The 11,205-nt window shown below is 63.1% G+C and carries 8 protein-coding genes; 4 read left to right on the top strand and 4 right to left on the bottom strand.

Features of this window, described 5'->3' with window-relative positions; translation table 11 throughout:
- Positions 1 to 30: 30 nt before the first annotated feature.
- A complete protein-coding gene (locus AC1RRC_RS19350; RefSeq protein ID WP_493057154.1) occupies positions 31 to 867 on the bottom strand; it encodes a DUF2306 domain-containing protein in 837 nt (278 codons plus the stop codon).
- Between the two features lie 143 nt (positions 868 to 1,010).
- On the opposite strand from AC1RRC_RS19350, the gene AC1RRC_RS19345 reads away from it, so the two are divergent.
- Together AC1RRC_RS19345 and AC1RRC_RS19340 are read left to right on the top strand one after the other, a co-directional pair.
- The gene (locus AC1RRC_RS19345; RefSeq protein WP_493057153.1) at positions 1,011 to 2,060 is read left to right on the top strand and encodes a sensor histidine kinase; all 1,050 of its coding nucleotides are present in this window, start codon (positions 1,011 to 1,013) and stop codon (positions 2,058 to 2,060) included.
- Positions 2,033 to 2,806 (top strand): LytR/AlgR family response regulator transcription factor, encoded by a 774-nt coding sequence (locus AC1RRC_RS19340; protein ID WP_493057152.1) that lies wholly within the window; start codon positions 2,033 to 2,035, stop codon positions 2,804 to 2,806. Before AC1RRC_RS19345 ends, AC1RRC_RS19340 begins: the two co-directional genes overlap by 28 nt.
- A gap of 16 nt (positions 2,807 to 2,822) precedes the next feature.
- On the opposite strand, the gene AC1RRC_RS19335 is transcribed toward AC1RRC_RS19340, so the two are convergent.
- The 3 genes from AC1RRC_RS19335 to AC1RRC_RS19325 form a co-directional block, all read right to left on the bottom strand.
- Positions 2,823 to 4,508 (bottom strand): alpha-amylase family glycosyl hydrolase, encoded by a 1,686-nt coding sequence (locus AC1RRC_RS19335; protein WP_493057151.1) that lies wholly within the window; start codon positions 4,506 to 4,508, stop codon positions 2,823 to 2,825.
- A gap of 19 nt (positions 4,509 to 4,527) precedes the next feature.
- Complete coding sequence (locus tag AC1RRC_RS19330; protein ID WP_493057150.1) at positions 4,528 to 6,171, bottom strand: alpha-D-glucose phosphate-specific phosphoglucomutase; 1,644 nt, start codon at positions 6,169 to 6,171, stop codon at positions 4,528 to 4,530.
- 118 nt (positions 6,172 to 6,289) lie between these two features.
- Complete coding sequence (locus AC1RRC_RS19325; protein WP_493057149.1) at positions 6,290 to 7,639, bottom strand: MFS transporter; 1,350 nt, start codon at positions 7,637 to 7,639, stop codon at positions 6,290 to 6,292.
- Positions 7,640 to 7,840: 201 nt separating this feature from the next.
- Here AC1RRC_RS19325 and AC1RRC_RS19320 point away from each other — a divergent pair, with 201 nt between their 5' ends.
- Complete coding sequence (locus AC1RRC_RS19320) at positions 7,841 to 10,255, top strand: glycoside hydrolase family 31 protein (RefSeq protein ID WP_493057148.1); 2,415 nt, start codon at positions 7,841 to 7,843, stop codon at positions 10,253 to 10,255.
- A 13-nt stretch (positions 10,256 to 10,268) separates the two neighbouring features.
- Positions 10,269 to 11,177, top strand: a complete 909-nt coding sequence (locus AC1RRC_RS19315) for an alpha/beta hydrolase (RefSeq protein WP_493057147.1) — start codon at positions 10,269 to 10,271, stop codon at positions 11,175 to 11,177.
- The last annotated feature ends 28 nt before the right edge of the window (positions 11,178 to 11,205 follow it).

Below are 11,205 nucleotides of genomic sequence, written 5' to 3'. Positions count from 1 at the left end.
TAAAAAACCTCGACAGTTGGCCCCGGAGAATTACAGGCGCGGCAGCCACATCACCATCGCCGCCATGCCGATACCGACCGCCATCGCGCCCGTCAACACCAGCAGCAGGCCTGCCACAGTCAGGCGCGCCGCCACGCCACCGCGCTCCCGCACCCGCATCGTCAGTTCCAATATCGCCAACGGCGCCAGGTATTGCGCAAACGCCAGGAAATTCAGGAACGGCCCGGTAAAGGACTTCGGATCGAAACCCACCGGCCCCTGGTTCACGGCAATCCAGAACATCAGCCCCACGCGGAAAAACCAGACCGCGCCCACCACCAGGAACAGCCGCAGCGCCCAGCGGCGGTGTTCCGTGAATTGGCGCTGGCGCGCATGGCGCACCGCCATCACGGCGCACAGCAGGATCAAGGCCGCCGCGATCGTGATGCCGATATCCTGCACCAGACGGCTGCCATCGCCACGGAACCACACCATGTACAGGCCGGTCAGGCTGGCCACCACGGCCAGGGTAACGTAGACACGGCCCGTCCAGCGGTGCAGGCGTGGCGCGGCAAGGCGCAGGCGCGGCAGCAATTGCAGCGCACCGCACGCCATGATCACAGCGGCAAACAGCACATGGGTGCCCAGGGCGGCATTGCTTGCCGTTTCACCTGGGGTATAGCCATGCGGCAGTACCTTGTTCCAGTCGCCGGGCGTCCCCCGCAGCAGCGCACCGCCATAAAAAACCGCCACATACAGTGCAAACAGCAACTGGCCGGCAATGGCTGCGCCGCACCAGAGCGCGATGGCGCCATGCAGGGCGCGGTTGGCCAATTGCAGCGGCGCATAGGCGACAGCCGGCTGGCCGGGTGAAAGGACGCTGGACATGCTCGATCTCCGTAAGTGAGTAAATGAATGTATGGAAATCATAGGCAGCCCTCCCGGGCAGGCGGGCGGCGGGGGCGGTTCGGTGCGACGAACGGCGGGTTTTGATGCTTGAATGACGGCCACCGTGCGGTTATTCTTGCCGCATGCTACGCGCCTACCTTCCCACCTGGCGGCAACTTGCCGCTGTCGAGCTGTACACGGTCTTGCTGGTGTGGGGCCTGACGGCGTTGACCCGCCAGCCGTTCGTGGAAGCCTTGTTCCACGTGGTCCCCGTCAGCCTGGTCCAGCTTGCCGCCTATTGCGCGGCGGGCCCGCTGCATCCGCGCTGGATACCATTGTCGCTGGCACGCATGGCCGCCGTGGGTTTAAGCGCTCCATTCGCGGCCGTCGCGATGATCGCCCTCCCGCACCATCGCCATTCACCGGCTTATCTCACCACCAGGGAAGGCGCCGCCAGCGCGTTCGCGCTGACCGTGATCACCGTGGTGTTTGGTTTGTGGTTTACCGGCGCGGCGCTGTATTGGCAGCGCAAGGAACGCGAGCGCCAGGCCGAGCGCGAGCGGCTGGCGCTCGAACGCGATTTGCTCGACGCGCGCCTGCGCCTGCTGCAGGCGCAGATCGAACCGCATTTCCTGTTCAACACCCTGGCCAACGTGCTGGCGCTGGTGGAATCCGGTTCGGCCCAGGCCGCGCCCGTGCTGCGCCACCTGATCGCCTACTTGCGCGCCGCCATGCCGCGCCTGGCCGACGCCGACGCCACCCTGGACACGGAATTGCAACTGGTGCGCGCCTACCTGGAACTGATGCGCATGCGCATGCCGGACCGGCTGCAATTCGAGCTGGCGGTGGCGCCGGAACTGGGCCGCCTACGCTTCCCCGCCATGACCCTGCTGACACTGGTGGAAAACGCCGTCAAGCACGGCATTGATCCCGCCACGACGGGCGGGCGGATCGATGTGGGCGGGCGGCGCGAACAGGACGGCGTGGTGTTATGGGTCGAGGACAGCGGTGTCGGCCTGGCCGAATCGGCCGGTCCCGGCACCGGACTGGCCAACGTCAAGGCGCGCCTGCAAGGCTGCTACGGCAACAGCGCGCGGATCGAAATGCATGAGGCAGCGCCGCATGGCTTGCGGGTCGAGCTGCATTTTCACTGTGAGGACAAAGAATGCACACCCAGCCCGTCACCGCCTTGATCGCCGACGATGAACCGCTGCTGCGCGAGCACTTGCGCAGCCATCTGGCGCGCCTGTGGCCGGAGTTGGCGCTGACACCGGATGCGCGCAACGGCATGGAAGTGCTCGAGCTGTTCGATGCGCATCAGCCGCACATCGTGTTCCTGGACGTGCGCATGCCGGGTATGGACGGCATCGCGGCCGCGCGTGCGCTGGCGCGGCGGGCGCACATCGTCTTCATCACCGCATACGAGCAATACGCGGTGCAGGCGTTCGAACAGGGCGCCATCGATTACCTGCTCAAGCCGCTGGAACCGGAACGGCTGTCGGACACCATCGCGCGCTTGCAGGAGCGCCTGCGCGCGCCATTTGCCAACAATGCCGCACTGGACGCGCTGTTGGAGCAGTTGACTGCCGGGCGCGCCGCCCCGGCGCCGCGCAAATGGCTGCAATGGATCAAGGCCTCGGTCGGCAGCGGCGTGCGCCTGATCCCGGTGGAGGAAGTGGCGTTCCTGCGGGCCGAAGACAAGTACACGCTAGTGGCGTGGGAAGGCGGCGAAGCGTTGATCCGCAAGGGCATCAAAGAATTGGCAGAGGAGCTCGACCCGGATGCCTTTGTACAGGTTCACCGTTCCGCCATCGTCAACCTGCATTACGTGCAGGAAGTGGTGCGCGGGGTGAATGAAACCGCGGAAGTGCACTTGCGGGGACACAAGGAAGTGCTGCCGGTCAGCCGCAGCTACCTGCACCACTTCCGGCAAATGTAAGGCTTACGCTTCGGACTTACTTCGCGATCAGCGCCACGCCGCCTTTGACGCGCAAGGTCACGGCGCCGTTTTTCACCACGGCGCTGGCGCCCGAATAGTAATCCTTCACCGTCACGCCATCGGCAAAGGCGCCACCCACCTTGATGGTGGCGTTGGCATCGGCCGGCACATCGAGCGCCACCACGACCTTATCGCTGATACCGTTTTTCTCGTAGGTGCGTTTAAACGTGTAGGGGCCATCGGCGATCTTTTCGTGAACGCCCGCGCCAACCGCCGGGTGCGCGCTGCGGAACAGGCCCAGCTTGCTGTAGTGCGCGCGCACGTCGGCAATCTTGTGGCCTTCGCGCCGCGCGTTCTTTGCCAGCTCGTCCCAGTTCATATAGGAACGCAACTTGGCGTCGCCCTGCGCATCGCTCCAGTTCAACAGGCGCGAGGTCTCATCGCCGTAATAGATTTGCGCGGCGCCCGGCGCCAGCAACAGCTTGGTCGCGGTTTCCAGTGGCTTGACGCGCGCCGGGTCGAACGGATAGCCGTCATCGTGCGACGCGGTGTAATTCATGACCGAGAGGCCCGCCAGCGGGCCGCGCAGCGCCGCGTCATATTTGCTGAACAGCGTTTCATAATCGTGCTTCGCATCCCACACCAGGCCGAAGTTGATCAGGCTGTCGAATCCGTACTGGTAGTAATCCACCTTGTCGCCACTGCCCAGATCAAACTGGCGGCCATGGGCGATGTTGTAGCCATAGAGCTCGCCCACCATGAAGAACTTGCCGTCGCCCAGCACCTTGGCGGGATTCGCACGCTTCCAGCCATCATGGGCGGCCTCCGCCACCGTGCGCAACTCCTTCCACACCGACGGTTCGACGTGCTTGATGGTGTCGGCGCGGAAGCCGTCGATGCCGAACTTGCGCACCCAGTCCGCATGCCACTTCATCAGGTAGTAGCGCGGTGCGCGCGGGAAGCCGGTGCGGGCAAAGAATTCGTCCAGTTCCGTCACTTCCCGCTCATAGCGCCCTTCGGCCTTCCACTTCGCCGTTAAGAACGCCGGCAGCGCCACGTTGGCGTTGCTGTTGGTGAGCACATCATTCAAGCCGGGCACCAATGTGCAATCCACATTGGTGGCCAGGCTTTTGAACGTGCAGGCCGGTTCCATGCGCACCCAGTCCGCAGGCCAGGTCCCCGGCGCGGCGGCGGCCGAAGGTTCAGTATGGTTCATCACGACATCGAGCAGCACGCGCATGCCGCGCGCATGGGCCGCGTCCACCATGTCACGGAAATCCTGTTCCGTGCCGAGGTTGCCATCGACCGACGTCCAGTCGTGCGTCCAGTAGCCATGGAAGCCATACGAACGGCCCGTGCCCTCATCGGTGCTGCCATGCGCCTGTTCCACGGGGGGCGTCAGCCACAGCACATCGATGCCCAGGCTGTCGAAATAGCCGGCCTTGATTTTCTCCGTCACGCCTTTCAAGTCACCGCCCATGTAGCCGCGCAGCGGCGCCGCATCGGCCTTGCGGCCATAGGCCAGGTCATTGCGCTTGTCGCCGTTCTGGAAGCGGTCCGTCACCAGGAAGTACACCGTTGCGTTCTCCCACAGGAATGGCTTGGCCGCCGCGGTCTTTGCCGGCGCGGCCGCCACTGCGGGACCGGCAATGGCGGCGCCCAGCAGCAAGGCCAGGGACAGGGCGATGGGAGTACGCTTCATAAACTACCTTTCTATTGGTTTATGTAATGACGGACGGGCTGGAACGCCCGGTCTGCAGGGTAATGGAAGCAACGCTGTCGGCCGCCGCAATCAGCGACGCCAGCGCTTGCTGTACCGGCCGGCGCTGCCGCGCCGGGTCGGGTTCATATAATTCGAAATACACGCGCAGGGTGGCGCCTTCGGTACCGGTGCCGGACAGGCGGAACACGATGCGCGAACCATCGGTCATGACGATGCGGATGCCCTGCTGGTGCGCGGTCGAGCCATCGACCGGATCGGTGTACGAAAAATCGTCGGCCACTTCCACCGTATGGCCATTCAGGTTTTGGCCGGCCAGGGCGGGCAGCTTGATGCGCAAATCGTCCATCAGCAAGTTCGCCGCGGCCGCATCGATCGCTTCATAGTCGTGGCGCGAATAATAGTGGCGGCCAAAGCGGGTCCAGTGCGCGGCCACGATTTCTTCCACGCTGTTGCCGCTGGCGGCCAGCAGGTTCAGCCAGAACAGCACGGCCCATACGCCATCTTTTTCCCGCACATGGTTCGACCCGGTGCCATAGCTTTCTTCACCGCACAAGGTCGCCATGCCCGCGTCCAGCAGGGTACCGAAATACTTCCAGCCGGTCGGGGTTTCATGGCATGGGATGCCCAGCGCCTGCGCCACCTTGTCGGCCGCGCGCGAGGTCGGCATCGAGCGGGCGATGCCTTGCAGTCCGGCGCGGTAGCCCGGCGCCACGGTGGCGTTGGCGGCCAGCACGGCCAGGCTGTCCGATGGCGTCACGTCGAACTTGCGGCCCACGATCATGTTGCGGTCGCCATCGCCATCGGAAGCGGCGCCAAAATCCGACGCATCGGGCCGCGCCATCAGCGCGATCAGTTCAGCGGCATTGACCGGGTTCGGGTCCGGGTGACCGCCGCCGAAATCTTCCAGCGGCACGCCATTGATGACGGTGCCTTGCGGCGCGCCCAGCATGCCTTCCAGGATCGCCTTGGCATACGGGCCGGATACCGCGTGCATGCCGTCAAAGCGCATCGTGAAACCGCGTGCAAACAGCTGGCGGATCGCATCGAAGTCGAACAGGCGCGCCATCAGTTCCGCATAGTCGGCCACCGGGTCGATCACTTCCACCCGCATGCCGTCCAGCTCATGGATACCGATGCTGTCGATATCGATGTCCGGCGCATCGCTGATGCGGTATTGCGTGATGCTTTCCGTCCGCTTGTAAATCGCGTCGGTCACGCTTTCCGGCGCCGGGCCGCCCGCCGCGATGTTGTACTTGATGCCAAAGTCGCCGTCCGCGCCGCCGGGATTATGGCTGGCCGACAGGATCAGGCCGCCGGCCGCGCCGCGCTTGCGGATCACGCAACTGGCGGCCGGGGTCGACAGGATGCCGCCCTGCCCCACCAGCACGGCCGCATAGCCATGCGCCGCCGCCATTTTTAAAATCGTCTGGATCGCCGCACGGTTGTGGTAGCGGCCATCGCCGCCCAGCACCAGCGTTTTGCCAGGGGTGTGGTCAGGATCGTCACCGAGCGTGTCGAACACGCTTTGCACGAAATTTTCAAGGTAATGCGGCTGGCAAAATACCGCCGTTTTCTTCCGCAAACCGGAAGTACCGGGTTTTTGGCCCGCAATGGGCCGGGTTGCAACCGTCTGGATCGCCATGCTCAACTCCGCGTAAGTGTAGGTTGCCGCCGGTGCTTAACACCCGGCGGCGTGCTGCCTTTTTAGCATGTTTGCAGGCGTAGCGGCGTCCCGGTGGGCGCCGCCATTGCAGGAGAAATTACGAGGCTTGTTGCAACGCTTCCGGCATGGCGCTGCGGCGCGCCAGCGGTTCGCGCACCAGCAGCGACAGCAGGCCGCCGATGATCATGCAGGCGCCGCCCAGCGCCAGCGTGCTGGCCGCATGGCCGTTGAAGAAGTGCTTGGTGACATAGCCCAGCAGCAAGCCGGAGGCAATTTGCGGGAGTACGATGAAGAAATTGAAGACGCCCATGTAGAAGCCCATGCGGTGCGCCGGCAGCACCGCCGCCAGGATCGCGTACGGCATGGTCAGGATCGAAGCCCAGGCAATGCCGACGCCGATCATCGGCACCATCAGCATGTTGATGCTGTGGATGTACATGATGCTCATCAAGGAAACGCCGCCGATGATCAGGCACACCATGTGCACGAAACGGCGGCTGGTGTAGCGGGCGAAGACCGGCAGGATGAAGGCGGCCAGCGCCGACACGCCGCTGTAGACGGCAAACATCTTGCCGATCCAGTTGCCCGCTTCCTGGTACGCCGCCGATTGCGCATCGGTGGTGCCGAACACATTGTCGGCCACGGCGCCCGTGGTGTAGATCCACATGGCGAACAGCGCGATCCACGTGAAGAATTGGACGAACGCCAGCTGCACCATGGTCTTCGGCATACGGAACAAGCCGCCAACGATTTCCGTCAGCGCGTGGCCGACGCCCAACTGGCGCTCTGCGCGGAATTTTTCCAGGTCGTCCGGCGGGATTTCCGTGGTGGTGAAGGTGGTCCACAACACGGCAATCGCATATGCCGCGCCGCCGACATAGAATGAATAGCGCACGGTGTCCGGAATCGAACCATTGACCGGTACATTGGAGACGCCGACGATGTCGGCAAAGATGGCCGGCAGCAGCGAGGCAATCACGGCGCCGCAGCCAATGAAGAAGGTTTGCATGGCAAAGCCGGTGGTCTGCTGCGATTCATCGAGCTTGTCGCCGACAAAGGCGCGGAACGGTTCCATCGACACGTTGATCGACGCATCCATCATCCACAGCACGGCAAACGCCGCCCACAGCGCGGTACAGTTAGGCAGCAGGAACAGGGCAATGGCGGCCAGCACGGCGCCAATGAAGAAGAACGGACGGCGGCGGCCCCAGCGCGGATGCCAAGTGTTGTCGCTCAGGTAGCCAATCACCGGCTGCACCAGCAAGCCCGTGACCGGCGCAGCCAGCCAGAACAGCGGCAAGTCTTCCAGGCCCGCGCCAAGGGTGGAGAAAATACGGCTGGTGTTCGTGTTTTGCAGCGCAAAACCGAACTGGATGCCGAAAAAGCCGAAGCTCATGTTCCAGAGTTGCCAGAACGTCAGCCTGGGCTTGGTGGAAGTCGTTTGCATGCTGCCTGTCCCCGCTTATAAGAATACGATTTGTAGTAAAGTAACATGCTGATTTAGGGGTGTCAATGGCAAAATTCCCCGCAAATTATGTACAAATATACAAAAATGTAGTCGAACAACATAAAATCGTGTTTTTCCGGCCAGCCAGGATTACAATGGCCACGTTATATTTATAAACGCCCACCCAGCCGCTGAAACCATATGACATTCCCTGCCCGCTTTGCCCCGCACTTCCCCTTGCTGCTGCTCCTGATTGCCACCCCGCCAGCCATGGCCCAGCAAGGCCGCACCTTTGAGTCGGCCGCCATCAACAATGGCCGCCTGGAAGTCGCCACCTCCGATGGCGCTTACCTGATCCGCTCCTATACACCGCAGATCCTGGAAACGACTTTCGTGCCGAAAGGCGAAGCGTTTGATCCCGCATCGCACGCGGTGGTGCTGGCGCCGGCCAACCAGGCCGCCGCGCTGAAGGACGACGGCAAGCAACTGACCTATGAAACCGGCGGCGTCACCGTCACCATCACCAAGGCGCCGTTCCGCATCGCGTATGCATACAAGGGCAAGTCACTGGTGGCGGAAAAGCAGGGCTATGTGAAAAAGGACGGCGCGGAAACCATTAACTTCGAATTGGACAAGGACGAAGCGCTGTATGGCGCCGGCGCCCGCGCCACCGGCATGAACCGCCGCGGCAACCGTTTCACGCTCTATAACCGCGCGCACTACGGCTACGGGGACCGCTCGGAACTGTTGAACTTCACCCTGCCGATCGCCATGTCGTCGAAGCTGTATGCGCTGCACTTCGATAACGCCGCCATCGGCCACCTGGATTTCGACAGCAAGAAAGACAACACACTGGCCTATGAAACCATCAGCGGGCGCAAGACGTACCAGGTCATCGCGGGCGACAACTGGGACGAGATCGTCGCCAGCTACACCAGCCTGACGGGCCGCCAGCCGCTGCCGCCGCGCTGGGCCTTCGGCAATTTCGCCAGCCGCTTCGGCTACCACAGCGAGCAGGAAGCGCGCGACGTGGTCAACAAGTTCAAGGCGGAGAAAATCCCGGTCGACGCCATCGTGTTCGACCTGTACTGGTTCGGCAAGGACATCAAGGGCACCATGGGCAACCTGGCGTGGGACAAGGATAACTTCCCGACGCCTAAGAAAATGGTGGCCGACTTCGCGGCGCAAGGCGTGAAGACCGTGCTGATCACGGAACCGTTCGTCCTGACCTCGTCGTCCAAATGGCAGGAAGCCGTGGACCGCAAAGCCCTGGCCACCGATGGCCAAGGCGCGCCGGCCAAGTATGATTTTTACTTCGGCAACACCGGCATCGTCGACCTGTACAAGGCGGAAGGACGCGACTGGTTCTGGAACATTTATAAAAACCTGCGCAACGAATATGGCGTGGCCGGATGGTGGGGCGACCTGGGCGAGCCGGAAGTGCATCCGTCGTGGGTGCGCCATGGCGCCAACGGCGCGCTCGGCGCCGACCAGGTCCACAATATTTATGGCCATGACTGGGCGCGCCTGATCCATGAAGGCTACCGCAAGGACTTCCCCAACGAGCGTCCGTTCATCCTGATGCGCGCCGGCTACTCCGGTTCGCAGCGTTTCGGCCTGATCCCATGGTCGGGTGACGTCGACCGAAGCTGGGGCGGCTTGAAGTCGCAGCCGGAAATCGCGCTGCAAATGGGCATGCAGGGCATCGGCTACATGCACTCGGACCTGGGCGGCTTTGCCAATGCCTACCTGGACGATGAGTTGTATACGCGCTGGCTGCAATATGGCGTATTCCAGCCGATGTTCCGTCCCCACGCGCAGCAGGAAGTCGCGTCGGAACCCGTGTTCCGCGAGGAAGCCACGAAAAACCTGGCGCGCGCCGCGATCCGCCTGCGTTACAGCCTGCTGCCGTATAACTACACGGCCGCCTTCGACAACAGCCAGACCGGCGCGCCGCTGATGCGTTCCATGCTGTTCGAAGAACCGGGCAACGAGAACGCCCGCACCAATGCCGCGTCTTACCTGTGGGGCCGCGACTTCCTGGTCGCGCCCATCACCGAGCCGGGCGCGCGCCGCAAGGAAGTGACGTTGCCGGCCACCAGCGCGGCGTGGTTTGATTTCCATAGCGGCCGCCGTTACGACGGCGGCATCACGGCCGTGGTGCCGGTGACGCTGGACCATATCCCCGTGTTCGTGCGCGGCGGCGCCTTTATTCCAATGGTGCAGCCGGTGCAAAGCACGCGCGACTACTCGACCCGCAAGCTCGACCTGCACTACTGGCACGACGCCGCCATCACGGCCGGTCACGGCAAGCTGTATGACGACGATGGCGCGACGCCGGACGCGTATGCCAAGGGGCGGTATGAAATCGTGCGCTTCACCAGCGCCTTGAAGGGCAAGGAACTGGCGATCGGCGTGGCGTCGGAAACCGGGGCGCACTACCAGCGGGTGGAGCGCAGCGTGGCGCTGACCGTGCATAACATTGCGGCAAAACCTGCGCGCGTGCTGGTCGATGGCCAGCCGGCGAAATCCGTGTGGGACGCGAAGACGCGCCATCTCACCATCGATATCGGCATGGGCAAGCGCGCCAATGCCGCGATCGCCATCACCCTGTAACGGAGACATGCCGATGCTGAAACCTTTATTGCTGTCGGCCGCCCTGCTGGCGGCCCTGCCCTCCTATGCGGCTGAAGCGCTGAAAGTCGATTCCGGCCGGATCGAACGGCTGGAACAATTCCCGTCGCGCTTCATCGATGCGCGCCATGTCGATGTATGGCTGCCCGCCGGCTACGATGCCACCGCCAAGGACAAGCGCTACAAGGTCTTGTACATGCACGATGGCCAGATGCTGTTCGACGCGGCCACCACCTGGAACAAGCAGGAATGGCAAGTCGATGAAGTGCTGGGCAAGCTGATCCGCGAAGGCAAGGTGCCAGACACCATCGTGGTCGGCGTATGGAACAGTGAAAAATACCGCCATCCCGAATACTTCCCGCAAAAGGCGCTGGACTTCATGCCGGCCGAGGCGCGCAAGATCATCAATGAACGCGCGCTCGGCAACAAGCCGCGCGCCGATGATTACCTGCGCTTCCTGGTGCAGGAACTGAAACCCGCGATCGACAAGAAATACGCCACGCGCACCGGCCGCGATGACACCGCCATCATGGGCTCTTCCATGGGCGGCCTGATTTCGCTGTACGCGATCAGCGAATACCCGGACGTGTTTGGCGCGGCGGGCTGCGTCTCGACGCACTGGCCCGGCGCCGGCCCGCAAAACGCCGTGATGCCGCTGGGCTTCTTCAATTACATGCAGGCGAAGCTGCCAGACCCGAAGACCCATCGCATCTACATGGACCACGGCGACCAGGGCGTCGATTCACATTACGGCGTGCACCAGGCGTTTGCCAATATCCTGGTGCGCGAACGCGGCTACGACGACCAGCACTTCCTCAGCAAGGCGTATCCGGGCACCGACCACAGCGAGAAATCGTGGGCGGCGCGGCTGGCGACGCCGCTGGAGTTTTTATTGGGGCGGTGAATTATTTCCATTAGTCAACAAAAAGCGG

The organism is Pseudoduganella sp. GW821-FHT12E03, from assembly GCF_058807115.1.
Note: the sequence above shows the minus strand (reverse complement) of the source record. Positions and strands in the feature narration are given on the sequence as shown.